The organism is Bradyrhizobium sp. CCBAU 11361 (assembly GCF_028128935.1).
In the GTDB taxonomy this organism is placed as follows: Bacteria; Pseudomonadota; Alphaproteobacteria; order Rhizobiales; family Xanthobacteraceae; genus Bradyrhizobium; species Bradyrhizobium niftali.
This window is the reverse complement of sequence record NZ_LBJZ01000183.1, coordinates 1-24,225: the sequence shown is the minus strand read 5'-3', so window position 1 is coordinate 24,225 and position 24,225 is coordinate 1. Positions and strand designations below refer to the sequence as shown.

The window sequence follows — 24,225 nt, the reverse complement described above, 5'->3', positions numbered from 1 at the left end:
GCCCGCGTCAATCAGATTGCCTTATTTGCGTTGCGATCGCGTCCCGGCAACGCTGGAGCGTCTGCTCTTGTGTCCCGGAGGCATCGATGGTCGCCCAACCGACATGGCCGATATTATAGCGCTCTTGCTGCGCAGCAACCTCTTGCGTGGCATCGGAGGCATCGCCATGGCGGTCGCCGATGCGCGCCTGACGGGTCGCGAGGTCGGCGGCGAGGAATAGTCCACGCAGCGGCACGTTGCATTGGCTGGCCATGGCGGCCAATTGGTCCCGTTCGGACTCGCTTGCAAAGACCGCGTCGACGATTGCGGAATGGCCTTGCGCCAGCACCTGTCGGGCGCGCTGCACCAGCACCTCATAGACGCGTGCGGTGACCTCGGGCCGGTACGTGGACGGCGGCAGCCGGTGGGTGTATTCCACCCGAAACAGCTGCTTGCGAATGACGTCGCTGCGCAGCACGACGGCGCCCGGTTGCGGCGCGACGTGGGGCGCCAGCGCGCGGGCGAGGGCGGACTTGCCGGTGCCCGATAGTCCCCCAACCGCAATCAGGCGCGGGGCGGGCGGGTGGATCAGAGCCCGGGCGAGATCGAAGTAACGGCGTGCTTCGTGAAGAATTCCTGTCCGGTCGGCATCGGGCCGCGTCAACCGTGCCAGCGCCACCTGGGCACGGATTGCCGCGCGAATGGACATGAACAGCGGCAGGGCTGAGAGCGCATCGAGATTTTCGGGTGGCGTCGCGTCGAGATATCGGTTCAGGACGATATTGGCAGCAAATTGTTGATCGTGGTGCAGCAGGTCCATCAGCGTGAAAGCGAGGTCGTAAAGCACGTCGACAGTTGCGATTTGCGCATCGAACTCGATGGCGTCGAACAGCACTGGCCGGTCGTCGATCGACACGATATTCGCAAGATGCAGGTCGCCGTGGCAGCGGCGCACGAATCCCTGACGGCCGCGTTCTTCGAGCAGCGGCCGCAGGCGCAACAACATTGCGTGCGAGGCCTGGTCGAGCTGCTCGATCTCGTCAGCTTCGAGATGGTTGTCCTTCCGCAGGCCGTTGCTGTTTCCATCGACGAGGCCGGGGATGGAGGCAACCCATGCCTTGCCGTCGGCGCGAGGTGCTATCGCGTGCGACGCCACGACGGCATCGGCGGCAGCCGAGGCCAGGTTTGCATCCAGCGGGCCAGCCTTCGCCAGATGATCCAGCGTCCGGCTTTCGTCGAAGCGGGACATGTCGACCGCATACTCGACCGGCCGGCCGCTGCCGTCGACCTTCAGCGATCCGTCCGGCTCTTCGGTGATCGCCACGACGCGGTGATAGATCTGTGGCGCCAGCGGCCGGTTGATCCTGATCTCCTCCTCGCAGGCCATCTTGCGCTTCTCGAGCGTCGAATAGTCGAGGAAAGGAAAACGGACGGCTCGCTTGATCTTCAGCGCGCGGCTGCCGTCGAGAAAGACCGACGCGGCGTGCGTATCGATCCGTGTCACGCCGGGATGCGCGCAAAGCGCTGTGAATATTCGTTCCTGGGCAGCCGTTTCGTCTGTCATCGAAGCTGGTATTTCCGGGATGCGGTCAGGGCCTGAGCACGGCGGCGCCGAGAATTTGTCCATTCCGCAGCATGTCCAGGACTTCGTTGGCCTGATCGAGCGGGAATGCGGTCGTCTCGGTGCGCACGCCCGCCTGCGGAGCGATCCTGAGAAAATCGAGACCGTCCTGTCGGGTGAGATTGGCAACGGAGATCAGCTGTCGTTCCTGCCAGAGCAGGTCGTACGGAAAGCTCGGAATGTCGCTCATATGGATGCCGGCGCAGACCACGCGGCCACCCTTGCGAACGGCGCGCAACGCGGCCGGCACGAGCTCGCCGGCGGGAGCGTAGATGATGGCGGCGTCGAGCGGTGTGTCGGGCATTTCGTCCGAGGCGCCGGCCCAGACGGCGCCGAGCCGGCGGGCGAGATCCTGTGCGGCCACGTCGCCGCGCCGGGTAAACGCGTGGACCGATCGCCCCTGCCAGACCGCGACCTGCGCGATGATATGGCCGGCGGCGCCGAAGCCGTAGATGCCGAGCCTCTCTGCCTGGCCGGCAAGGACCAGCGAACGCCAGCCGATCAGGCCCGCGCACAGCAGGGGGGCGATGGCCCCATCGTCGCCGGCTTCGCCGAGCGGAAAGGCGTAGCGCGCGTCGGCGACGGCGTGCGTTGCATAGCCGCCGTCGCGCGTATAGCCGGTGAAAAGCGGGCGGTCGCAGAGGTTCTCCATACCCTCCCGGCAAAACCGGCAGCTTCCGCAGGTGAACCCGAGCCAGGGAATGCCGACCCGGTCACCCCGCGCATGCGTTGCGACATTGGAGCCGATGAGATCGATGCGGCCGACGATTTCATGGCCGGGTACGATGGGATAGCGGATGTCGGGCAGTTCGGCGTCGACGACGTGAAGATCCGTCCGGCAGACACCGCAGGCGCCGACTCGCACGCGGATCTGACCTTCGCCGGGGATTGGATCGGGGCGCTCCTCCATCCGCAGCCGTGCTCGCGGGGCAGCCAACACCATCGCACGCATCAGTCTCTCCGGGGGAACCGCTCCGGTCGAACTATCCATAGAATGGCGCCGCGGGGCCAGTCCTTGACTTCCGTCAATGCCCGCCCTTGCCCGTCTGGACGGTTCCCCCTGGCTTGACGAGGATCAATGGTCTTGACGGAAGCCGGCCTATGCTGGCGGCCAAGGAGAATCCCGATGCCCCTGAAAGACGTTTTTCTGCCGCTTGTCGGCCAGCCGCGCGGACCGGCTCTCGCTGCGATCGAGAAATGCGTGGCCGTCGCCGCCGACCTCGGCGCCAGGATCACCGCGCTTGCGCTCGAGGAAGATGCTTTCGTGCGACCGAAAGTGCTGCTTCCCGATGCTCCCGATGCTGCCGAGGCAAAGGGGGCCTCTGGAGCCGGCGATATGCAGCATCTTCTGAATGCCTTTACCGATGCGGCGTCTCGCGCCAACGTTCGGGCCCAAGGCCGGTCGGACAAGGTGCCGGCGGACCAGATTGCGTCGATCCTGGCTGAACATGCGCGTTTCAGCGATCTCACCCTGATCCCCGTGAAGCCGCATGACAGCCGAACGGAGCACATTATCGAGACGCTCCTGTTCGAATCCGGGCGACCGCTGTTGCTGTGTCCGGAACAGCACGTGGACACGCTGCGACCGAAATTCGAGAACGTCATGATCGCCTGGGATCACTCCGCGCGCGCGGCGCGGGCGGTCGGCGACGCGCTGCCGATCCTTCAGGCTGCGGCCTCGGTCCGCGTCGTGACCGTAGCCGACGACAAGACCGACGCGATCGTGCAATCCGGAACCGCCCTCGTCGATCATTTGGGGGAACACGGTGTCCGTGCCTCGTTCGAGACGACGACGGGCGGCGGCAGCTCGATCGGAAAGGTGCTCGGAAGTTGGGCAAATTCCAACGCCATCAATGCGATCGTGATGGGCGCCTATCATCATTCGCGCCTGAACGAGATCGTCTGGGGTGGTGTGACAAAGACCGTCATTGGCCAGCCACCGTGCTGGGTTATGATCTCGCACTAGGCTCGCCGCCAGCTTTCCGGCCCGATCTTTCAACCATCGGAACCGCCACCGACGGGGCGCATTTGCTTTCATGTCAACCTATCGCCTGAAGAATCTGCTGTCGCCGCGTTCGGTTGCGCTTGTCGGAGCGAGCGCCCGTCCGGTTTCCGTGGGGCGCGCCGTTCTGGAGAACATTCGCAAGGCTGAATTCAAGGGACAGTTTGGCCTCGTCAATCCGCGCCATGCCGAGATCGGCGGCGTTGCCTCAGTGGCGAGCCTCGACAGGCTGGAATTCGTGCCCGAGCTCGTGGTCATCACCGCGCCGGCCCGGGAGGTTCCCGGCATCATCGACCAGGCCGGGCGGCGCGGTTCGGCGGGCGCGCTGATCGTCTCGGCCGGACTAGGTCATGGACCGGGATCGCTGCACGAGGCCGCGGTCGCCGCAGCCCGCAAATACGGCATGCGGCTGATCGGACCGAACTGCCTCGGCATCATGATGCCCGGCGTGAGCCTCAACGCCAGTTTTGCCGCGCACATGCCGGGAGCAGGAAGTCTCGCGCTGATTTCGCAATCCGGCGCGATCGCTGCCGGCATGGTGGACTGGGCCGCGCAGCGCGGCGTCGGGTTCTCCGGCATCGTCTCGATCGGCGACCAGATCGACGTCGATATTGCCGACCTGCTCGATTACTTCGCGATGGATCACAAGACCCGTGCGATCCTGCTCTATATCGAGGCCATCAAGGACGCGCGTAAATTCATGTCGGCGGCACGCGCTGCGGCGCGCGTCAAGCCGGTTGTCGTGGTGAAGTCCGGCCGCATGGCGCAGGGTGCGAAAGCGGCCGCTACGCATACGGGCGCGCTCGCGGGCGCCGACGCCGTCTATGACGCGGCGTTCCGCCGCGCGGGCGTCCTGCGGGTCTCCGATCTGCGCGAGCTGTTCGACTGCGCCGAGACGCTCGGCCGCGTCGAATCGCCGACCGGAAAGCGCCTCGCCATTTTGACCAATGGCGGCGGCATCGGTGTCCTCGCCGTCGATCGACTGGTCGAGCTTGGCGGAATTCCCGCGTCCATCTCGGCGGATGCCCGCAAGAAACTCGATGACGTGCTGCCGCCGACCTGGTCCGGCGCAAATCCCGTCGATATCATCGGCGATGCCGATGCATCGCGCTATGCGGCGGCGCTCGAGGTGCTGCTCGCCGACCCTGACAATGACGCCGTTCTCGTCCTCAATGTGCAGACAGCGATCGCCTCGGCTTCCGACATCGCGACGACCGTGACGGAGCTCGTCGGCAAATATCGCGAGCAGCACCGCAGTTGGGCAAAGCCGGTGCTTGCCGCCTGGGTCGGGGCCGATCAGCCGATCATTCAGACGCTCTCCGGCGGGCGCATTCCGAACTATCCGACCGAGGACGATGCGGTGCGCGGTTTCATGCATCTGGTCCGGCATCGCGAAGTGGTCGAGGAATTGAGCCAGGTTCCCCCTGCGATGCCCGACACGTTCGTGCCTGACGCCCGGGCCGCCAGGCAGATCGTGGCTGCAGCCATCGCCGATGACCGCAAATGGCTCGAGCCTGTCGAGATCAAGCGCTTGCTCGAAGCCTACGACATCGCGATGGTGCCGACCTATGCCGCGGCCGATGTCGAAGAGGCCGTGGCGTACGCGAACGAGATGTTCGCGCAAGGTGCCACCGTCGTGCTGAAGATCTTGTCGCGCGACATCGTGCACAAATCAGATGTCGGCGGCGTCGTGCTCAACCTGACGACGCCGGAGGCGGTGCGTGCGGCTGCCTCCGACATTCTCGCCCGGGCAAGGAAGCTGCGGCCCGAGGCCCGCATCGGCGGCGTCATCGTCCAGGCGATGGTCGTCAAGGCGAAGGCGCGCGAGCTGATCCTCGGTCTTGCCGACGATCCCACCTTCGGCACCGTCGTCGTCTTCGGCCGGGGCGGAACGGCGGTGGAGATCATCAATGACAGGGCGCTGGCGCTGCCGCCGCTCGATCTGCAACTCGCCCGCGACTTGATCGACCGTACGCGGGTCTCGCGGCTGCTGCGCGCCTACCGGGACGTGCCGGCCGTCAAGCAGGACGCCGTCGCGATGGTGCTGGTCAAGCTCGCCCAGATGGCGGCCGATATCCCTGAGATTCGCGAGTTCGACATCAATCCGCTGCTCGCGGACGAAACCGGCGTGACGGCAGTCGACGCCCGTGTCGCGGTGGGGCCGTCGCAGCGGAAATTCGCCGGCTCAGGCCCCGCCAATTTCGCCGTTCGCGCCTATCCGTCACAGTGGGAGCGCCACCTCAAGCTCAAGGACGATTGGCGCATCTTCGTGCGGCCGTTGCGCCCCGAGGACGAGCCGACCATCCACGGGTTCCTGCGCCATGTGACGCCTCATGACCTTCGCCTGCGCTTCTTCGCGCCGATGAAGGAGTTCACCCATGAATTCATCGCACGCCTGACCCAGCTCGACTACGCGCGCGCGATGGCCTTCATCGCATTCGACGAGGCCACCGGCGAGATGGTCGGCGTGGTCCGGCTCCATTCGGACTCGATCTACGAGAGTGGCGAATACGCGATCCTGCTGCGGTCCGATCTCAAGGGCAGGGGGCTTGGATGGGCGCTGATGCAACTGATCATCGACTACGCGAGATCCGAAGGGCTGAAGGCCATATCGGGCGACGTGCTTCAGGAAAACACCGTGATGCTCGAAATGTGCCGGCAGCTCGGTTTCGAGGTCAAGCCTGATCCGACCGAGCCCGATATCTGCGACGTCCGGCTGAAGCTCTGAGCGTGCTGGTCAGGAGCGCGCCTCGGCCGACGTTGCAGCGGCCGGCTCCTTGGCCGTTTTCCGCAGGCTCTTGACGATGATCGCGATCAGCGGCACCAGCACCGGCACGATCGTGCTCAGCGGATGATGCACCGCGCCCGACACCTGGGCCTGGAGCGCGCGCGCCTCGAGCTGAAGGGCCTCGATGGATGCGCCGTGAATCTCATTGGCGAGATCGATGTCGCGGCCGGACGGCGCACGGCCGGCGATGACGAAGAGAACCGCCGCGATGGCAAAATTGACGGCGCCGAGGATGGCCGCCGCCGCAATGGCGCTCCAGATCTGGACCAGCGCGAAATAGGCCGACAGCTCCAGCATGAGGAGCCCGAACGCCGCGATCAATGCCGCAAAGGCGCGCAGGCCGAGGCCCACCAGCAGATGCCGCAGCCGGATGTCCGCAATGATCCTGTCAGTCCGCCACAGGACGCGCAGATGTTTGACGACGTTCTCGGTATTCACCTAGTGTCTCCTCAGCATGAAGCCGACGACCACGCCGAGCGCGAAGGCGGAGGCGAGCGATGTCATCGGGCGCTCCGCAATGAGGCCCTGAAGCTGCTCCTGCTCGTCGCTGACGGTTTCGCCGAGCTCGGCCAGCGCGGCCTTGATCTGATCGGCCAGAGCCTCGGCACGATCCTTCGAACTCTCGAACATCTCCTCGCCGGCCGTGCTGAGCAGGCGGGTGACGTCCACCTTCAACGTCCGCAGTTCCTCGCTGATCCTGTCGCTGTCGAACATGGATTTGATGTCTCCATTGAATGGAGCGAACCTAAGACCCGCCGGCGTGACCGCGCTTGATTTGCGTCAAGGGGGGCAAGGGGCCTGCCCTTGAGACAGGTCAACCCGCCCGCCACATGCTGGCCTAGAACTGGCGGCTGAATGGGGACCGATCGTCCCGATGAGGTGGAAGCGTGAACTCCGAACCGCTGTTGCTGGCAACGCCGTCTGGCGAAGTGCTGAAATTGCGCCCGGAAGGGTCCTGGACCGCGGCGAATGTGACGACGCTGGAGACTCTCTCCCATTCGGTCGGAGCCGATGTCGATCGGTCGAGAGTTGTGACCCTGGACATGTCGGGCGTCAGCGCGCTGGATACGCTCGGCGCCTGGGTCCTGGAGAAGCTGTCGCGCAGAGCCGCATCGGCAGGCAGGTCGGCCGAATTCGTCGGTGTCGCCGATCATTTCAGCGGCCTGATGGACGAGGTGCGTGAGGTCAACCGCCACACGCCGGCGCCGACGGCCAAGCCCAATCCGGTTCTGCTCAGGCTCGGCGATCTCGGCAAGGCCACGGTCGGCGCGCGGGAAGACATCACGATCTTCCTGCAAATGCTCGGCGCATTGTTCATGGCCGTGATCGGTGTGCTGCGCCGGCCGCGGTCGCTGCGGCTGACGTCGCTGGTCTATCAGCTCTACCGCATCGGGTGGCAGGCGATTCCCATCGTCGCGCTGATCACCTTCCTGATCGGCGCCATCATCGCCCAGCAGGGATTCTTCCATTTCCGCCGGTTCGGCGCGGAGTCCTACACCGTCGACATGGTCGGCATCCTCGTGCTGCGCGAGCTCGGAGTTCTGATCGTCGCAATCATGGTCGCCGGCCGGTCGGGGAGCGCCTACACCGCCGAGCTCGGTTCGATGAAGATGCGCGAGGAGATCGATGCGCTGTCGACCATGGGGCTCGATCCCGTCGACGTCCTGATCCTGCCGCGCGTTGCGGCTTTGGTCATCGCGCTGCCGATCCTCGCCTTCATCGGATCGATTGCCGCGCTCTACGGCGGCGGCCTGGTCGCGCAGTTCTATGGCGACATGGGGCCGGCGATCTACATCGCACGGCTGCACGAGGCCATTTCCGTCACTCATTTCGAGGTGGGCATCCTGAAGGCGCCGTTCATGGCGCTGGTGATCGGGATCGTCGCCTGTAGCGAGGGCTTGCGCGTCAAGGGCAGCGCCGAGTCGTTGGGACGGCAGACGACGACGTCGGTGGTGAAGTCGATCTTCTTGGTGATCGTGCTCGACGGTCTGTTCGCGATCTTCTTTGCCTCGATCGGGATGTGACGATGGGCGAAGCGCAGGAACAGTTCGCGATCCGCGTCCGCGACCTCGTGGTCGGATTTGGCCGCCAGACGGTGCTCGACTATCTCTCGCTCGACGTCCGCAAGGGCGAGATCCTCGGTCTGGTGGGGGCGTCCGGCGGCGGCAAGTCAGTCTTGATGCGGACCATCATTGGCCTCATCCCGCGCCGGAGCGGCGCCATCGAGGTCATGGGGCACGAGATCGGCGGCACGCAGAACCGCGGCACGCAAGGCGCGGCCGCGACATGGGGCATCCTGTTCCAGCAGGGCGCGCTGTTCTCCTCGCTGACGGTCCGCCAGAACGTCCAGTTTCCGCTGCGCGAAAATCTCGTCCTGTCGCAGGAGCTGATGGACGAGATCGCGATCGCCAAGCTCGAAATGGTCGGGCTGCGGGCGCAGGACGCCGACAAATATCCCGCGGAGCTGTCTGGCGGCATGACCAAGCGCGTGGCGCTGGCGCGCGCGCTCGCGCTCGATCCGCCGATCCTGTTCCTGGACGAGCCGACCTCCGGCCTCGATCCGATCGCCGCCGGCGATTTCGATGCGCTGATCGGGACGCTGCAAAAGACCCTGGGGCTGACCGTGTTCATGGTCACCCATGACCTCGCGAGCCTCACGACGGTCTGCGACCGCGTCGCCGCGCTCGCCGACGGCAAGATCGTTGCGATTGGCCCGATGCGCGACCTGCTGCAATCCGAGCATCCCTGGGTGCGCGCCTATTTCCACGGCAAGCGCTCGCAGATGCTGCAACACGAGATGAGATGAGACATGGAAACCCGCGCTCCCTACGTGCTGATCGGCACCTTCGTGCTGGCCGCGATCCTCGCGGTGTTCGGCTTCGTCTATTGGCTGAACAACACCGGCGGCATTGGGCCGCGCACGAACTACCAGGTGCAATTCCAGGGACCGGTACCGGGGCTTCTGGTCGGCGCCGGCGTTCTGTTCAACGGCATCCGTGTCGGCGAGGTGACCCAGCTCGGACTCGCGCCGGACAATCCACGCTTCGTCAATGCGACGATCTCCGTTGCTTCGGCCACGCCGGTGCGCACCGACACCAAGGTCGGGCTCGATTTCCAGGGGCTGACCGGCGTGCCGGTGGTGACGCTGGAGGGCGGCATGATCGTCGCCAAGTCCGGCGAGCCCCTGAGCCTGATCGCCGAGGTCGGCGCCGGCCAGAGCATGACGCAGGCGGCGCGCGATGCGCTGCGACGGGTGGATTCGGTGCTGGAAGACAATTCCGGCCCGCTGAAGGACACCATCGCGAATTTCAAGACATTCTCGGACGGGCTCGCACGCAACACCGGCAAGCTCGACGGCATCCTGGCGGGTCTCGAGAAGATGACCGGCGGCGGCGCGCCCGCGCAAAAGGTCACCTATGACCTGCGCACGCCGCAGAATCTCGGACCGGCCGGCAAGACGCTTTCTGCGTCGCTGGCCATTCCCGAGCCGACCGCGGTCGCGATGCTCCAGACCCAGCGCATGCTGTTTGCGCCTAGCGGGGATAATCCAGGCTTTGCCGATTTCCTCTGGGCCGACAGCATTCCAAAGCTGGTGCAGGCGCGGCTGATCGACAGTTTCGAGAATTACGACATCGCCCATGCGCCGTTGCGCACGAGCGATCTCGGGCAGGCGGACTACCAGCTGCTGATCGACATCAGGCGCTTCCGGATTGCTACGGACGGCGAGACAAGGGTCGAGATCGGACTATCGGCGCGGATCGTCGACAAGAACGGCAAGGTGGTCGCCTCTCGCCTCGTCGAGACCAGCGAAAAGCTCGACAAGGTCGAACCGGCCGCTGCGGTCGCAGCGTTCGACGCGGCTTTTTCCCGCATCGCGAAGGAGCTGATCGGCTGGAGCGTGCAGGCGGTGTGAGGCCGCCTATTCCAGCGTCTTCAGGTAGGACAGGAGGTCGTGGATCTGGTCCGGACTGAGCTCGAAGGCGGGCATGTCGGCGTGGCCCGTGTAGATGCCTTCGGCGAGCGCCTCGCCAAGGGTCGCGATCGGATAATTCCGGTGCAGCGTGCGCAGCGGCGGGGCGACCTTGAGCGGGCTCTCGGAGACGCGGTCGATCGCGTGGCAGCGCGCGCAATTGGCCCGGGCAAAGGCCTTGCCGCGCTGTTCGGCGGTCGGCGCCGCCAGCGCAGGCGTGATCAGAAAGAGGCCAATCAGGCCCTGGCGGAGCGCGTGCTGAAACATGGAAGGCGGGATCCCGTCGAACTCTCGAGGCAGAATAGAGAGAGGAGGCCCGCCAGGATTGATCTGGGTCAATCGCGTTTGTGACAGCGCAGTAAAATGCAAATGCGCGTGGCGGACTCGGCCGAGGGGCGGAGTTGGATCGACGCTAGGAGCGGTGGATGAAGCCTTCCGTGGTCACTATTGAGCCGAACGGGCATTTCTGTAGCGATTGTGCCGTCCGCGCATCGGCGGTTTGTTCGTCGCTGGATGCAGCCGAGCTCAGGGAATTCGAGCATCTCGGACGCCGTGTCCATTTTTCCTCAGGCGAGACTGTGTTCTCTGAGGAGGACATCACGACCTCGTTCTACAACGTTCTCGAAGGCGTCATGCGGCTGTACAAGCTGCTCCCTGATGGCCGGCGGCAAATCGTCGGCTTCGCCTTGCCCGGCGATTTCCTGGGGATGAATCTGTCCGGCCGCCACAATTTTTCTGCCGATGCAATCGGCGCGGTGACCGTGTGCCAGTTCGCGAAGGCACCCTTCGGGCGCTTTATCGAGGAGCGGCCGCAACTGCTCAGGCGGATCAACGAGTTGGCCATTCGCGAGTTGAGCCAGGCACGCGACCATATGGTGTTGCTCGGCCGACGCTCGGCGGACGAGAAGGTTGCGGCTTTTCTGCTTGGTTGGCGTGAGCGGCTACTCGCGCTCAGGGGGGCGTCCGACACGGTTCCACTTCCGATGAGCCGCCAGGACATCGCCGATTATCTCGGCCTGACCATCGAGACCGTCAGTCGCACCTTCACCAAGCTTGAACGCCACGGAGCGATCGCCATCATTCATGGCGGTATCAGCCTGGTCGACCCGGCGCGCGTCGAGGCCTTGGCCGCGGCCTGACAGGCTTTCCACAGCGCTCTCGGATTTTTGATCCCGATCAATGACGCCCGGGCGCCGGCCGCAAATAATGCCCCTCAAACAACCCTGGGGGAGCATGATGCCTACTGACGCGTTGCTGATGACCATTGTTGTCGTGGCGATCTTCGTCACTTTCGCCGCAGCTCTGGCGTGGGCGGGCCGACAAACCAGCGCGGGCCGGCTTGACCCTGATTCCAGGCGCTGAAGCTCCTGATCATAAGTCTCGTCTGACGCGGTTAACCGCCGACGCTCGCCCGGCCGGCCCCTGGCCGTTCGGCAGCGTCTTAACGCAATCACGGCGTGCGGTGCCTGCAACTCTGCATCCACCGGGACGCATTGGCGCATCCTTCGGATGCCGGCTTCGAGCCGGGCGGCAGCATTTTCGCCGCATTTGCTTCAAACCGCGCGCATGCTTTCCGGTTGAAATGCGGGGCAACACTGACTACGCAGGAACTCCAGTGCCTCGCAGTCTTAGGAGCCCAGCGGCGTGCCTCAGGACAAGACCGGCGACCCCCGACAAGCGGCGGGCAACAAATTATCGGTCCTGCGCAAGCACCCGATCTTCGCGGATCTGGAGCCGGACGCGCTCGATCAGCTCTGCCGCTACGCCAAGCACACCACCGTGAAGCGCGGTGCGACGATCGCCGCCAAGGGCGATCCCGGCAACAATTTGTTCGCGGTGATCGCGGGCACGGTAAAGATATCCTCTTCCTCGCCCGACGGGCGGAACGCCATTCTCAATCTCATCGGCCCCGGAGAAATCTTTGGCGAGATCGCGGTTCTCGACGGCGCGCCGCGTTCGGCGGACGCGACCGCCAACACCAACTGCGAGCTCTACATCATCGACCGCCGGGACTTCCTTCCCTTCGTGAAGAGCCAGCCCGCGCTGGCGATGAAGTTCATCGAGCTGCTCTGCGCGCGCCTGCGCTGGACCAGCCAGCAGGTCGAGCAGGTCATCCTCCAGAATCTGCCGGGCCGGCTCGCAAGCGCGCTGCTCGGTCTCACCGAGGAGCGCAAGTTCGACTCCGGCAGCGGCACGCTCGCCATCACCCAGCAGGAGATTAGCGAGATGGTGGGGATGACACGCGAGAGCATCAACAAGCAATTGCGCGCCTGGGCCGGACGCAACTGGGTCCGCCTCGAGCATGGCGCCATCGTCGTGCTCGACATCGATGCGCTGCGCGAGCTCGCCGAAAGCGGCCTCGGCGGCGAGTGATTGCGTTCGCTTAACCGTCGATGATGGCGACCGCGCGGGTCCAGCCCGCGGAGGCGCGTTCGATCTTCACCGGGAAGCATGAGACCGTGAACCCGGCCGGGGGCAATTGATCGAGATTGTGCAGCTTCTCGAGATGGCAATAGCCGATGTGCCGTCCCGCCTTGTGACCTTCCCAGATCAGGCCGGCGTCGCTTGTTTCGGCATATTTCTTCGCGGTGTAGACGAACGGCGCGTCCCAGCTCCAGCCATCGGTGCCGGTCAGCCGCACGCCGCGCTCGAGCAGATACATGGTGGCCTCGTAACCCATGCCGCAACCGGAGTTGACGTAGTCGGCCTGGCCGAATTTGGCGCCCGCGCTGGTGTTGACGACGACGATCTCCAGCGGCGAGAGCGTGTGGCCGATGCGCTTGAGCTCCTTTTCGACGTCGTCGGCGGTCACGACGTAACCATCCGGCAGGTGCCGGAAGTCGAGCTTCACGCCGGGCTGAAGACACCATTCCAGCGGCACCTCGTCGATCGTCCATGACCGCTCGCCGCGATTCATGGTCGGGTGGAAGTGCCAGGGCGCATCGAGATGGGTGCCGTTATGCGTCGACCCGGAGGACGCTCCAGCTATTCCGGAAATCGGGAGTGCCTGCCGATTGCCTCCCCGAGGCAGTACGGCATCGATCGATGCAAGTCCTGCATCGATCGATGCCGGATTTGGCTTGGACTCAGAATGCCGCCCGCCCTAGGGACGATATTGGCGACATCGCGCCGACGCCGCGCGTTCACCGGGAAGGGCGACCGTCTCGTCCGAACCTCCAAGCCGCAATCAATAGCGGTCGAGCACAAACCGAGAGGAACATCCATGGACACGACGAGCATCGTTCGCTCGCATCCGGCATCGGCCAATGGCGAGGCGCGATGGCAGGGAGCACTTGCCGCGCAGGCCCCCGCCCGGGGGAGCGCGATGACGGCCGCATCTTCCGCGCCGGCAATCATGAAGCAGCCGAATCCGCTCGACTCCGCCGCGCAATCCTACCAAGGTGGTGCGTTTGTAACGCTTGACTTTACACCTGAAGTGGAGCGACCCAAGGCGGCGCGCAGCATTTGCCCGACAACGACATAATCAACTCAGGAGGAAGCCCAGATGAAGACACTCACCGGTATCATCGCAGCCGCTGTGCTGGCGGTCTCAGCGCCCTTGGCGGTCGCACGCGATTTCCGCTCCGCCGACATCCATCCCGCCGATTATCCGACCGTCGAGGCCGTCAAGTTCATGGGCAAGCAGCTCGCGACGGCGAGCGGCGGCAAGCTCGGCGTGAAGGTGTTTCCCAATGGAGCCCTGGGCTCCGAGAAGGATACCATCGAGCAGCTCAAGATCGGCGCGCTCGACATGATGCGAATCAACGCATCGCCGTTGAACAACTTCGTGCCTGAGACCATCGCGTTGTGCCTGCCCTTCATCTTCCGGGACACGCAGCACATGCGCACGGTCCTTGACGGGCCGATCGGTGATGAGATCCTGGCAGCGATGGAGCCCGCGGGCCTGGTCGGCCTTGCCTACTATGACAGCGGCGCCCGCTCCATTTACACCGTCAAGGCCCCGGTCAAGTCGCTCGCCGACCTCAAGGGCCTGAAGATCCGCGTCCAGCAATCCGACTTGTGGGTCGGCATGATCCAGAGCCTCGGGGCCAACCCGACGCCGATGCCGTATGGCGAGGTCTATACCGCGCTCAAGACCGGCCTCGTGGACGCTGCCGAGAACAACTGGCCGTCCTACGAGTCCTCGCGTCACTTCGAGGCCGCCAAGTTCTACAACGTCACCGAGCACTCGCTGGCGCCCGAAGTTCTCGTGATGTCGAAGAAGGTCTGGGATACGCTGAGCAAGGAGGATCAGGCGATGATCCGCAAGGCGGCCAAGGAATCGGTGCCCGTCATGCGCAAGCTCTGGGACGAGCGTGAGCAGGCGTCCCGCAAGACCGTCGAGGCTGCCGGCGTCCAGGTCGTCACGATCGCCAACAAGGCGGAATTCGTCGACGCGATGAAGCCGGTCTACGCCAAGTTCGCCGGTGACGAGAAGCTGCAGAGCCTCGTCAAGCGCATCCAGGACACGAAGTAAGGCCATGGCGCCGGGTCCGGCGTCGCCGCGAGGTGACACCGGACCCACGCAAGGAGAGGCGGGAATGACAGACCCACACGTCGCAAGCCACGAGCAGGAGGTCGCCGGACGCCCGTCCACCGGCCTGCTGTCGCGGATCAATGCCCCCGTTGCGCGCGCGGGCATGTATCTGTCCGTGACCGGTCTGCTCGTCATCGTCACCATCGTGTTCTACCAGGTGTTCGGACGTTACGTGCTCAATTCCAGCCCGACCTGGACGGAGAACCTTGCGCTGGTCCTGATCCTGTACGTCACGCTGATCGGCGCCGCCGTCGGCGTGCGCGATGCCGGACACATCGGCATGGACAGTCTGCTGGTCATGCTTCCGGATAATGTGCGCGAGAAGATCGAGCTCGTGATCCACGTTCTGGTCGCCGTGTTCGGCGTTGCGATGGCCTACAACGGCTGGATCCTCGGGGCGTCGGTCGGCACCGTGAAGATTCCCAATCTCGGCCTTCCCGAGGTGATCCGCTACGTGCCGCTGATCGCTTCCGGCGTCCTGATCGTGTTCTTTTCAATCGAGCACATCATTGCTCTCCTGCGCGGCGAAGAGGTCGTCCCCTCATGGAACTGATCATCCTCGGCGCCTCCTTCTTCGGCTTCCTGATCCTCGGCGTCCCGGTCGCCTTCGCGATCGGCCTGTCGGCGATCTGCACCATCCTCTACGAAGGCCTGCCGGTTGCCGTCATCTTCCAGCAGATGATGTCGGGGATGAACATCTTCTCGTTCCTCGCCATTCCGTTCTTCGTCTTCAGCGGTGAGCTGATGCTGCATGGCGGCGTCGCCGACAAGATCGTGCAGCTCGCCAAGAATCTCGTCGGACACATCCGCGGTGGGCTCGGCATGTCGAACGTGGTCGCCTGCACGCTGTTCGGCGGCGTCTCCGGTTCGCCCGTGGCCGACGTGTCGGCGATGGGCGCGGTGATGATCCCGATGATGAAAAAGGAAGGTTTCGACACCGACTACGCCGTCAACGTCACCACCCACGCCTCGCTGGTCGGGGCCTTGATGCCGACCAGCCACAACATGATCATCTATGCCCTGGCCGCCGGCGGCAAGGTGTCGATCGGCGCGCTGATCGCCGCCGGCCTCCTGCCGGCGCTGGTGCTGATGGTGTGCATGCTGGTCGCCGCTTACGCGGTCGCGGTGAAGCGCGGCTATCCGGCCGGCAAGTTTCCTGGCTGGACCGAGGTCTTCCGTTCGTTCGCGGCCGCGCTGCCTGGTCTTCTGATCGTCGGTATCATCTTGGCAGGCATCCTCTCCGGCGTTTTCACCGCTACTGAATCCGCAGCCGTCGCGGTCACCTACACGATCGTGCTGACGTTCTTCATCTACCGCACCATGACCTTGCCGAACTTCCTGCGGGCCGCCGCCAAGGCGGTGAAGACGACCGGCGTGGTGCTGCTGCTGATCGGCGTCTCCACCATGTTCCAGTATCTGATGGGGCTCTACGAGGTGGCCGATTTCGCCGGCGATTTGATGAGCAAGGTGTCCACGCAGCCCTGGATGATTTTCCTGCTCATCAACGTCATCCTGTTCGTGCTTGGCACCTTCATGGACATGGCGGCGACCATCCTGATCTGCACCCCGATCTTCCTCCCGATCGCGATGAAGGCGGGTATGGACCCCGTGCAGTTCGGCATGCTGATGCTGATCAACTGCGCCCTGGGGCTGAACACCCCGCCGGTCGGAACGACGCAGTTCGTGGGCTGCGCGATCGGCGGCATCTCGGTGGGCGCGGTGATGCGCACCATTCTGCCGTTCTATGCCGCGCTGATCGCAGCGCTGATGTTCGTTACTTACGTCCCCGCCTTCTCGCTGTGGCTGCCGCGCCTGCTGATGGGATACAAGGGATAGCTGCCGTGCGCGCGTCGGCACTTGGCCGGTGCAGCGGGCTTGCGTAGTTTGCGTCACAGTAACAGGGAGAATCTGTCCGTGACCGACTATCGCAAGCTCTTCGATCTCACCGGCAAGACGGCCGTGGTGCTCGGCGCCGCCTCGGGCATCGGGAAATCGTCGGCCGAGGCGCTGGCCGGGCTCGGCGCTCGAGTCGTCTGTGCCGATCGTGCGATTGATGCAGCGGAAGCGACCGCCGCCGGCATTCGCGACAAGGGCGGCTGGGCCGAGGCGGCGGCATGTGACGCCGCGAATGCTGCGGACGTCAACGCGCTGGCCAAAACCGTGATGCAGAAGTTCCCGCGGCTCGACATCGCCGTGACGACGCCCGGGCTCAACATCCGCAAGACGATCCTCGACTACACCGAGGAGGATCTCGACCGTGTCCTTAATCTCAACGTCAAGGGCACGGTCTGGTTCTTCCAGGCTTTCGGCCGCATCATGGTCGAGCAGAAGGGCGGCAGCATCATCGCCTGCTCCTCGGTGCGCGCGGTGACCATCGAACCGGGCCTTGGCGTCTATGGCTCGACCAAGGCGGCGATCGGCCTGCTGGTGAAGGGCTTTGCCTCCGAGGTCGGTCGTGCCGGCGTGCGCGTCAACGCGATTGCGCCGAGCATCGCCGAGACCGCGCTCACCGGCCCGTTCAAGCAGCGTCCCGACATCTACAATCTCTATGCCGGCCACACCGTGTTCAACCGCTGGAGCAGCGCCGACGAGGTCGCAACGGCGGTGGCCTATCTCGCTTCCGACGCCGCGAGCTATGTCAGCGGCAGCACGCTGTTCGTCGATGGCGGCTGGACGGCGGTCGACGGTCCGCCGACCGGGCTCACCCAATTGCACAAATAGGACGACTGTCGGCACCTAGGTGTGTACTCATAAAGTCGGCTTACCAACGCAAAGCGGAAGTCTGCCACCTTGAGCGTGATCGGCGGCTTGTGACCCGTAGCGGACCTCGCGGCTTGCTCGCGGGATGCCTGCAAGTGACCCCGAACAAGACGACTGGCCTCCGGACTTCAGCTCCAGCCCCTCTGTGTCAGAACTGGGCCGAGCCATTTTGCAATCCAAAATACAGCCGCCATTGTCGCGAGAAAAAGGAACGCACATCCGAGTGCGCCTGCTGAAGGGCGATTGGGGGCTCGGGCGGCGGGGGAACGTAGGTCATTCTGACATCTCAGTTGCACCAACTTGAATGTATGGCCGACCGGCCCACTGTTGAAGGTCTGCTGTTGGGCCCACGACCGACTTCGTACCGGGTCGGGTTCTTGTCCGCCTTCAGGACTAAAGCAGAAAATCGCCGCTGCCCCACCTCCGCACGATTTCAGAGTCGGATGACTTTTCTTCGAAACGTCATCCCGTCACCCCAGGACGCATTGACAGCTCCAATACACAATCGCAATCTCGTTTCTGACGTCTTTGGCGCAGCCTGCGTCAACGGCGCCGAGAGAATTCACCAGGAGTTCCGACAGTGAACAGATCAACCCTGCTCGCCGGCGTCTGCGCTACGGCGCTCGCGGTGGCCTCGACCGCGTCCGCCAAAACCTTGATTTACTGCTCGGAAGGCAGCCCGGAGAACTTCTATCCCGGCGTCAACACTACCGGCACATCGTTCGACGGCAATGAGCCGATCTACAACCGCATTGTCGAATTCGAGCGCGGCGGCACGAAAGTGGTGCCGGGCCTCGCGGAAAAATGGACGATCTCGCCTGACGGCGTCACCTATACTTTCAACCTGCGCAAGGGCGTGAAGTGGCATGCGACGTCGAAGTCGTTCAAGCCGACGCGGGAGTTCAATGCCGACGACGTCCTATTCTCAATCGAGCGGCAATGGAAGGACGACAATCCGTATTTCAAGGTGACGAGTCCGAACCATTCCTATTTCGGCGACATGGGCATGCCGAAATTGTTGAAGTCGGTCGAGAAGCTCGACGACTACACCATCAAGATAACGCTCAACCAGCCGGAAGCGCCTTTCCTCGCCGATCTCGCGATGCCCTACGCAGCCATCCAGTCGAAGGAGTATGCGGATGCCATGCTGAAGGCCGGTACGCCTGAGAAGATCGACCAGGATCCGATCGGCACCGGCCCATTCTATCTGGTGCAATACCAGAAGGACGCCGTGATTCGTTACAAGGCATTCCCTGAATTCTGGGGCGGCAAGGCCAAGATCGACGACCTCGTCTATGCGATCACGCCGGATGCATCCGTTCGCTGGGCCAAACTTCAGAAGGGCGAATGCGACGTGATGCCCTATCCGAACCCGGCCGACATCGACGCGATCAAGAAGGATCCGAACGTCACGATCCTGGAGCAGCCCGGCCTCAACATCGGTTATCTCGCGTTCCAGACACAGAAGAAGCCCTTCGACGACGTGCGCGTGCGCAAGGCCATCAGCATGGCGATCGACAGGAAGGCGATCATCGATGCTGTCTATCTGTCGACCGGCATCGCGGCCAAGAACCCGATCCCGCCCACCATGTGGTCGTACAACGACAGCATCAAGGACGATCCCTTTGATCCGGAGCAAGCCAAGAAGCTTCTGGCCGACGCCGGATACCCGAACGGCCTCGAAACCGATCTGTGGGCGATGCCGGTGCAGCGGCCCTACAATCCGAACGCCAAGCGCATTGCCGAACTGATGCAGGCCGACCTCGCCAAGATCGGCATCAAGGCCGAGATCAAGTCCTTTGAATGGGGCGAATACCGCAAGCGCTTGCAGACTGGCGAGCATCAGATGGGCATGTTCGGCTGGACCGGCGACAACGGCGACCCCGACAACTTCCTGCACACATTGCTGGGCTGCGCCTCGGCGCAAACGGCGTCGGGTTCGAACATCGCCAAATTCTGCTACAAGCCATTCGACGACCTGGTCGTGAAAGCCAAGACGGTCAGCGATCAGGCCGAGCGGACCAAGCTGTACGAGCAGGCGCAGGTGATCTTCAAGGAGCAGGCGCCGTGGTTCACCATCGCGCACGCGGTGCAGCTGAAGCCCGTCAGCAAGAGGGTGATCGACTTCAAGCTGTCGCCGTTCGGACGCCACAACTTCTACGGCGTCGACGTCAAGGAATAGCAGGAGACAGGGCCGGAGTGGCTTGGCAGACTCCACCCATTTTTCTTTACCCTTTCCTTTCCGGGGAGGGTGGCAGGGAACGGCATGCTCCGGTTCATCTTTACCCGACTTAGCCTCGTGGTTCCGACCTTTATCGGGATTACGCTGCTTGTGTTCGTGCTGATCCGCCTGATCCCCGGCGACCCCATCGAGACGATGGCGGGCGAACGCGGCATCGATCCGGCCCGGCACGCGCAACTGCTCAAGGAGTACGGCTTCGATCAGCCGGTTCTGGTGCAATACGGCCTCTATCTGGCGCGGCTGGCGCATGGCGACCTTGGCCGCTCGATCGTCACCCATGAGCCGGTGATCTCCGAATTTGGGACGTTGTTCCCGGCGACGATCGAACTATCGGTCTGCGCGATCCTGTTTGCGTTAGGCCTCGGGTTACCAGCCGGGATCATCGCGGCGGTCCGGCGCAACTCCATCTTCGATCACGGCGTGATGGGCATCTCACTCACCGGATATTCGATGCCGATCTTCTGGTGGGGATTGTTGCTGATCCTGCTTTTTTCCGTGCAGCTCGGATGGACGCCGGTGTCGGGCCGGATCGCCGTGCAATACTACATCGAACCGGTGACCGGTTTCCTGACGATCGATGCACTGCTGGCCGGTGATTTCGGCGCGTTTCGCTCGGCCCTGTCGCATCTCGTGCTTCCGATGATCGTGCTCGGCACGGTGCCGCTTGCCGTCATCGCCCGCATGACGCGGTCCGCCATGCTGGAAGTGCTGGGCGAAGATTATATCCGCACCGCCCGCGCCAAAGGGGTGCCGCGTTGGCGGGTGATCGCGATCCACGCGTTGCGTAACGCGCTGATCCCGGTGGTGACGGTGATCGGGCTGCAGGTCGGTGTTCTCTTTACTGGCGCAATCCTCACCGAGACCATCTTCTCCTGGCCGGGTGTGGGCAAATGGCTGATCGAGGGCATCAACCGCCGCGACTATCCGGTCCTGCAGGGCGGCACGCTCTTGATCGGCGCGATCGTCATGATCGTCAATCTGCTGGTTGACGTCGCCTATGGGCTGATCAATCCCCGCATCCGGTACACAAGATGACCGCCGAAGTCCTCAACACTCCCGTCGTGGCGCAGCCGGGCGCGCCGCCGCATCCGCTGTTGCAGTTCTGGTCCGACTTCAAGGCGAATTTCGGCGCCGTGGCGGGCCTCGCCGTGATCGCCGTTCTGGTTCTGCTCGCGCTCCTTGCCGATGTCGTCGCGCCACATTCTCCGATCCTCACCAACAATGCGGTCTTTCTCAAGCCCCCGTTCTGGCAGCAGGGCGGATCGATGGCCTATCCGCTTGGTACCGATGCGATCGGCCGCGATATTCTATCCCGTCTCATCCATGGCGCGCGGCTGTCGCTTCTGATCGGCATCGCGGTGGTGACGTTGTCGGTGGTCGCCGGGACGATTCTCGGTCTGGTCGCGGGTTTTTTCCGCGGCGTGATCGAGATCACGATCATGCGGCTGATGGACGTCACGCTGACGCTGCCGAGCCTTTTGCTTGCGATCGTGATCGTTGCGATCCTGGGACCAGGCCTGATGAATGCGATGCTGGCGGTCGCGATCGTGCTGCTGCCGCACTATGTGCGGATTGCGCGCGCCGCCGTGATCAGCGAAGTATCGAAGGATTACGTCGTCGCGGCCAAGGTCGCAGGTGCCGGCCGGCTTCGGCTGATGTTCAAGGAGGTGTTGCCGAACTGTGCAGCCCCCCTGATCGTGCAGGCGTCGCTCGGCATATCGACCGCGATCCTCGACGCGGCCGCGCTCGGCTTCCTTGGTCTCGGTGCGCAACCGCCGCTGCCGGAATGGGGCACCATGCTGGCGGACGCGCGCGAATTCGTGCTGCGGGCCTGGTGGGTCGTCACGCTTCCGGGCCTGGCGATCCTCGTGACCGTGCTGGCCTTCAACCTTCTGGGCGACGGACTGCGCGACGCGCTCGATCCCAAGCTCAAGCGATAGCCTGAAGTCGATCTGATGCCGCTGCTCGAGATTGAAAATCTATCGGTTGAGTTTCCATCCCAGAACGGGATGGTGCGCGCCGTGGATGGCGTCAACATCACGCTCGAAAAAGGCGAGGTGCTGGGAATCGTCGGCGAATCCGGCTCCGGCAAGAGCGTCGGCATGTTGGCCCTGATGGGACTCGTGCCCTATCCGGGGCGCGTCCGAGCCGACAAGCTGCTGTTCGAGGGGCGGAATCTGCAGACTTTGTCCGACCGCGAGCGGTGCGCGCTCACCGGCAAGGACGTCGCGATGATCTTCCAGGAGCCGACGACATCGCTCAATCCCTCTTTCACGATCGGCTATCAGTTGGCCGAGACGTTGCACGTCCATGAAGGGATGGATCGCAAGGCCGCGCGGCGCCGCGTAATCGAGCTCTTGGAGCAAGTCGGCATTCCGGCCCCGGAGAGCCGGCTGTCGGCCTACCCGCACCAGCTCTCGGGCGGCATGAACCAGCGCGTCATGATTGCGATGGCGATCGCCTGCAATCCGAAGCTCCTGATCGCGGATGAGCCGACGACGGCGCTCGATGTCACCATCCAGGCGCAGATCCTCGATCTGCTGCTGTCTCTGCAACGCGATCGTGGCATGGCGCTGATCCTCATCACGCATAACATGGGTGTGGTTTCGGACACAACTGAGCGAGTCGCCGTGATGTATGCGGGACAGATCATGGAACAGCGCCCGACGCAGAGCCTGTTTGCGTCGCCGCAGCATCCCTATACAGCCGCGTTGCTGGCGGCACGCCCGGAGGCGAGTGATGGCGGACGGCTCGCCACCATTCCTGGCGTGGTGCCGGGGCTCCATGATCGACCACCGGGGTGCCTGTTTAGTCCACGTTGCATCCATGCAACGCCGCTGGCCGACAAGGTGCGTCCCGATCTGCGCCCCTGGATGGACGGTCTGATCCGCTGTCATTATCCGCTCGGCGATCCGACACGGGATGAGCGCATCGCGGCCGATGGGGGCGGCGCGTCGATCCTCAGGCGCGAAAGCGTGTCATGACGGCGCTTGTCACCGCCACCGATCTGAAGCGCAATTATGAAATCAAGCAGGGCTGGTTTCGCCCACCGGCGCATCTGCAGGCCGTGGGCGGAGTATCGTTCGCGCTTGAAGCCGGCAAGACGCTGGCGGTCGTCGGCGAATCCGGTTGCGGCAAGTCGACGCTCGCAAGGCTCGTGACGCTGATCGAGAAACCGAGCGCCGGCACGCTGATGCTCGACGGCGTCGATGCGATCAATCCCCCGGCTAGCGCCGTCAGGACCTTGCGCCGCACCGTGCAGATCGTGTTTCAGAACCCTTATGGGTCGCTCAATCCGCGCAAGCGCATCGGCGCAATACTGGAAGAGCCGCTGATCATCAACACCAGGCTCTCCAAGCAGGATCGGCGCGCGCAGGCGCTCGACATGATGGCGAAGGTCGGGCTGCGACCGGAGCAATATGGCCGCTATCCGCACATGTTCTCGGGTGGCCAGCGTCAGCGCATCGCAATCGCGCGCGCCTTGATGCTGCGGCCGAAGCTGCTCGTTGCCGATGAGCCTGTGTCCGCGCTCGACATGTCGGTGCAGGCGCAGGTTCTCAACCTCCTGGTCGATCTGCAGCGCGAACTGGGGCTGGCTTATCTCTTCATCTCGCACGATCTCGCCGTGGTGCGTCACATTGCCGAAGACGTGATGATCATGTATCTGGGGATCGCAGTGGAGCATGGGCCGAAAGAGCGCATCTTTGCGCGGTCGTTGCATCCCTATACACAGGCCTTGCTTGACGCGACGCCGGGCCTCGGTCGCAAACGCCAGCGCATCGTTCCGAAGGGCGAGTTGCCTTCGCCGCTCGATCCGCCGAAAGGCTGCGTGTTCTCGACCCGCTGTCCCTATGTGACGGATCTCTGCCGCACGCAGCGTCCGCTCTTGCGCCCGCTCGACGGCCGCCTCGTCGCCTGCCACTACGCCGAGCGTTTCCTGGAAGTACAGGCGGCTTAGAGCCGATTGGCCGTGCCAAGCGATGAACTGAGCGTCCGGCTTCGCAAGCCGCTACGCCGGACAAGCTACGCTGCTTCGTGCGAGAGAACGAAGACGGTTGCGCTGCGCCGCTATGACGTGGCGAGCAGGATGCCCAAAGAATGCGTCTGGCGATGTCCGTTCGTGAGGATAAAGCAGACGTAGGAGCTGGACAGCCTGACTTCCGAGTTTGGCCCATCTCGGACCTGAGGTGAGGTGCGCCAACGCGCCGCTGTCAGAGGCAGAGCGGACCTCATACGAAGTGCAGCGCAAGTTTATGATGGGGTGGACGCCCCGCCGACGGCATCGATGTGCCAAAGTGGAGGTGTTGAGCACCACTTAAGGGAGGC

Annotated in this window: 22 protein-coding genes and 1 pseudogene; 17 read left to right on the top strand and 6 right to left on the bottom strand. The window is 63.9% G+C overall.

Translation table 11 applies throughout. From position 1 onward, the window contains the following. Positions 1-7: 7 nt before the first annotated feature. Both XI08_RS24855 and XI08_RS24850 read right to left on the bottom strand, forming a co-directional pair. Positions 8-1,543, bottom strand: a complete 1,536-nt coding sequence (locus tag XI08_RS24855) for a bifunctional aminoglycoside phosphotransferase/ATP-binding protein (RefSeq protein ID WP_271576374.1) — start codon at positions 1,541-1,543, stop codon at positions 8-10. 25 nt (positions 1,544-1,568) lie between these two features. Then, positions 1,569-2,552, bottom strand: coding sequence for a zinc-dependent alcohol dehydrogenase family protein (locus XI08_RS24850; RefSeq protein WP_271576373.1), 984 nt, complete (start codon positions 2,550-2,552; stop codon positions 1,569-1,571). 174 nt (positions 2,553-2,726) lie between these two features. On the opposite strand from XI08_RS24850, the gene XI08_RS24845 reads away from it, so the two are divergent. Continuing rightward, positions 2,727-3,566, top strand: coding sequence for a universal stress protein (locus tag XI08_RS24845; protein ID WP_271576372.1), 840 nt, complete (start codon positions 2,727-2,729; stop codon positions 3,564-3,566). A 70-nt stretch (positions 3,567-3,636) separates the two neighbouring features. After that, positions 3,637-6,330 (top strand): bifunctional acetate--CoA ligase family protein/GNAT family N-acetyltransferase, encoded by a 2,694-nt coding sequence (locus tag XI08_RS24840; protein ID WP_271576371.1) that lies wholly within the window; start codon positions 3,637-3,639, stop codon positions 6,328-6,330. Between the two features lie 9 nt (positions 6,331-6,339). Here the strand turns inward: XI08_RS24840 and XI08_RS24835 are convergent, their stop codons facing one another. Both XI08_RS24835 and XI08_RS24830 read right to left on the bottom strand, forming a co-directional pair. After that, positions 6,340-6,828 (bottom strand): phage holin family protein, encoded by a 489-nt coding sequence (locus tag XI08_RS24835; RefSeq protein ID WP_271576370.1) that lies wholly within the window; start codon positions 6,826-6,828, stop codon positions 6,340-6,342. After that, the gene (locus XI08_RS24830) at positions 6,829-7,104 is read right to left on the bottom strand and encodes a hypothetical protein (protein WP_271576369.1); all 276 of its coding nucleotides are present in this window, start codon (positions 7,102-7,104) and stop codon (positions 6,829-6,831) included. Between the two features lie 173 nt (positions 7,105-7,277). Between XI08_RS24830 and XI08_RS24825 the strand changes: the two genes are divergently transcribed. Genes XI08_RS24825 through XI08_RS24815 form a run of 3 tightly spaced genes read left to right on the top strand, consistent with a single transcriptional unit; the run spans position 7,278 to position 10,303 of the window. After that, entirely contained in the window at positions 7,278-8,414 is a 1,137-nt protein-coding gene (locus XI08_RS24825; RefSeq protein ID WP_271576368.1) for an ABC transporter permease, read from the top strand. A 2-nt stretch (positions 8,415-8,416) separates the two neighbouring features. Beyond that, complete coding sequence (locus tag XI08_RS24820) at positions 8,417-9,196, top strand: ABC transporter ATP-binding protein (protein WP_271576367.1); 780 nt, start codon at positions 8,417-8,419, stop codon at positions 9,194-9,196. Positions 9,197-9,199: 3 nt separating this feature from the next. Further along, entirely contained in the window at positions 9,200-10,303 is a 1,104-nt protein-coding gene (locus XI08_RS24815; protein WP_271576366.1) for an ABC-type transport auxiliary lipoprotein family protein, read from the top strand. A gap of 6 nt (positions 10,304-10,309) precedes the next feature. On the opposite strand, the gene XI08_RS24810 is transcribed toward XI08_RS24815, so the two are convergent. After that, positions 10,310-10,627, bottom strand: a complete 318-nt coding sequence (locus XI08_RS24810) for a c-type cytochrome (RefSeq protein WP_027545943.1) — start codon at positions 10,625-10,627, stop codon at positions 10,310-10,312. Between the two features lie 158 nt (positions 10,628-10,785). Here XI08_RS24810 and XI08_RS24805 point away from each other — a divergent pair, with 158 nt between their 5' ends. Beyond that, complete coding sequence (locus XI08_RS24805) at positions 10,786-11,499, top strand: helix-turn-helix domain-containing protein (protein WP_271576365.1); 714 nt, start codon at positions 10,786-10,788, stop codon at positions 11,497-11,499. A gap of 505 nt (positions 11,500-12,004) precedes the next feature. Continuing rightward, the gene (locus tag XI08_RS24800) at positions 12,005-12,733 is read left to right on the top strand and encodes a Crp/Fnr family transcriptional regulator (RefSeq protein ID WP_027545945.1); all 729 of its coding nucleotides are present in this window, start codon (positions 12,005-12,007) and stop codon (positions 12,731-12,733) included. Between the two features lie 10 nt (positions 12,734-12,743). Here XI08_RS24800 and XI08_RS24795 read toward each other — a convergent pair. Then, positions 12,744-13,328, bottom strand: a pseudogene (locus XI08_RS24795) (cyclase family protein); the annotation flags it as partial. 255 nt (positions 13,329-13,583) lie between these two features. Between XI08_RS24795 and XI08_RS24790 the strand changes: the two are divergent. The 10 genes from XI08_RS24790 to XI08_RS24745 all read left to right on the top strand — a co-directional run bounded on the left by XI08_RS24790 (position 13,584) and on the right by XI08_RS24745 (position 23,857). Next, positions 13,584-13,844: a hypothetical protein gene (locus XI08_RS24790; RefSeq protein ID WP_271576364.1), complete on the top strand. Its 261-nt coding sequence runs from the start codon at positions 13,584-13,586 to the stop codon at positions 13,842-13,844. Between the two features lie 21 nt (positions 13,845-13,865). After that, positions 13,866-14,837, top strand: coding sequence for a TRAP transporter substrate-binding protein (locus XI08_RS24785; protein WP_271576363.1), 972 nt, complete (start codon positions 13,866-13,868; stop codon positions 14,835-14,837). Between the two features lie 64 nt (positions 14,838-14,901). Continuing rightward, the gene (locus XI08_RS24780) at positions 14,902-15,450 is read left to right on the top strand and encodes a TRAP transporter small permease (protein ID WP_271576362.1); all 549 of its coding nucleotides are present in this window, start codon (positions 14,902-14,904) and stop codon (positions 15,448-15,450) included. Continuing rightward, positions 15,441-16,733 carry a TRAP transporter large permease gene (locus XI08_RS24775; RefSeq protein WP_271576361.1) on the top strand — a complete coding sequence of 431 codons (1,293 nt, stop codon included), beginning with the start codon at positions 15,441-15,443 and terminating at the stop codon, positions 16,731-16,733. The genes XI08_RS24780 and XI08_RS24775 overlap by 10 nt, the downstream gene beginning before the upstream one ends. 78 nt (positions 16,734-16,811) lie before the next feature. Next, positions 16,812-17,618: an SDR family NAD(P)-dependent oxidoreductase gene (locus XI08_RS24770; RefSeq protein ID WP_271576360.1), complete on the top strand. Its 807-nt coding sequence runs from the start codon at positions 16,812-16,814 to the stop codon at positions 17,616-17,618. A 619-nt stretch (positions 17,619-18,237) separates the two neighbouring features. Next, entirely contained in the window at positions 18,238-19,839 is a 1,602-nt protein-coding gene (locus tag XI08_RS24765; RefSeq protein ID WP_271576359.1) for an ABC transporter substrate-binding protein, read from the top strand. 84 nt (positions 19,840-19,923) lie between these two features. Beyond that, entirely contained in the window at positions 19,924-20,934 is a 1,011-nt protein-coding gene (locus tag XI08_RS24760; RefSeq protein ID WP_271576358.1) for an ABC transporter permease subunit, read from the top strand. Next, the gene (locus tag XI08_RS24755; RefSeq protein ID WP_271576357.1) at positions 20,931-21,839 is read left to right on the top strand and encodes an ABC transporter permease subunit; all 909 of its coding nucleotides are present in this window, start codon (positions 20,931-20,933) and stop codon (positions 21,837-21,839) included. The genes XI08_RS24760 and XI08_RS24755 overlap by 4 nt, the downstream gene beginning before the upstream one ends. Before the next feature lie 15 nt (positions 21,840-21,854). After that, entirely contained in the window at positions 21,855-22,883 is a 1,029-nt protein-coding gene (locus XI08_RS24750; RefSeq protein ID WP_271576356.1) for an ABC transporter ATP-binding protein, read from the top strand. Next, positions 22,880-23,857, top strand: a complete 978-nt coding sequence (locus XI08_RS24745; RefSeq protein ID WP_271576355.1) for a peptide ABC transporter ATP-binding protein — start codon at positions 22,880-22,882, stop codon at positions 23,855-23,857. The genes XI08_RS24750 and XI08_RS24745 overlap by 4 nt, the downstream gene beginning before the upstream one ends. Positions 23,858-24,225 lie beyond the last annotated feature (368 nt).

Excerpts from the sequence above, each read along its gene's own strand:
- XI08_RS24820 (WP_271576367.1), top strand. The coding sequence starts at position 8,417 with ATGGGCGAAGCGCAGGAACAGTTCGCGATCCGCGTCCGCGACCTCGTG.
- XI08_RS24745 (WP_271576355.1), top strand. The coding sequence starts at position 22,880 with ATGACGGCGCTTGTCACCGCCACCGATCTGAAGCGCAATTATGAAATC.
- XI08_RS24790 (WP_271576364.1), top strand. The coding sequence starts at position 13,584 with ATGGACACGACGAGCATCGTTCGCTCGCATCCGGCATCGGCCAATGGC.
- XI08_RS24840 (WP_271576371.1), top strand. The coding sequence starts at position 3,637 with ATGTCAACCTATCGCCTGAAGAATCTGCTGTCGCCGCGTTCGGTTGCG.
- XI08_RS24805 (WP_271576365.1), top strand. The coding sequence starts at position 10,786 with ATGAAGCCTTCCGTGGTCACTATTGAGCCGAACGGGCATTTCTGTAGC.
- XI08_RS24830 (WP_271576369.1), bottom strand. The coding sequence starts at position 7,104 with ATGTTCGACAGCGACAGGATCAGCGAGGAACTGCGGACGTTGAAGGTG.
- XI08_RS24775 (WP_271576361.1), top strand. The coding sequence starts at position 15,441 with ATGGAACTGATCATCCTCGGCGCCTCCTTCTTCGGCTTCCTGATCCTC.
- XI08_RS24810 (WP_027545943.1), bottom strand. The coding sequence starts at position 10,627 with ATGTTTCAGCACGCGCTCCGCCAGGGCCTGATTGGCCTCTTTCTGATC.
- XI08_RS24845 (WP_271576372.1), top strand. The coding sequence starts at position 2,727 with ATGCCCCTGAAAGACGTTTTTCTGCCGCTTGTCGGCCAGCCGCGCGGA.
- XI08_RS24755 (WP_271576357.1), top strand. The coding sequence starts at position 20,931 with ATGACCGCCGAAGTCCTCAACACTCCCGTCGTGGCGCAGCCGGGCGCG.
- XI08_RS24785 (WP_271576363.1), top strand. The coding sequence starts at position 13,866 with ATGAAGACACTCACCGGTATCATCGCAGCCGCTGTGCTGGCGGTCTCA.
- XI08_RS24760 (WP_271576358.1), top strand. The coding sequence starts at position 19,924 with ATGCTCCGGTTCATCTTTACCCGACTTAGCCTCGTGGTTCCGACCTTT.
- XI08_RS24750 (WP_271576356.1), top strand. The coding sequence starts at position 21,855 with ATGCCGCTGCTCGAGATTGAAAATCTATCGGTTGAGTTTCCATCCCAG.
- XI08_RS24850 (WP_271576373.1), bottom strand. The coding sequence starts at position 2,552 with ATGCGTGCGATGGTGTTGGCTGCCCCGCGAGCACGGCTGCGGATGGAG.
- XI08_RS24815 (WP_271576366.1), top strand. The coding sequence starts at position 9,200 with ATGGAAACCCGCGCTCCCTACGTGCTGATCGGCACCTTCGTGCTGGCC.
- XI08_RS24855 (WP_271576374.1), bottom strand. The coding sequence starts at position 1,543 with ATGACAGACGAAACGGCTGCCCAGGAACGAATATTCACAGCGCTTTGC.
- XI08_RS24780 (WP_271576362.1), top strand. The coding sequence starts at position 14,902 with ATGACAGACCCACACGTCGCAAGCCACGAGCAGGAGGTCGCCGGACGC.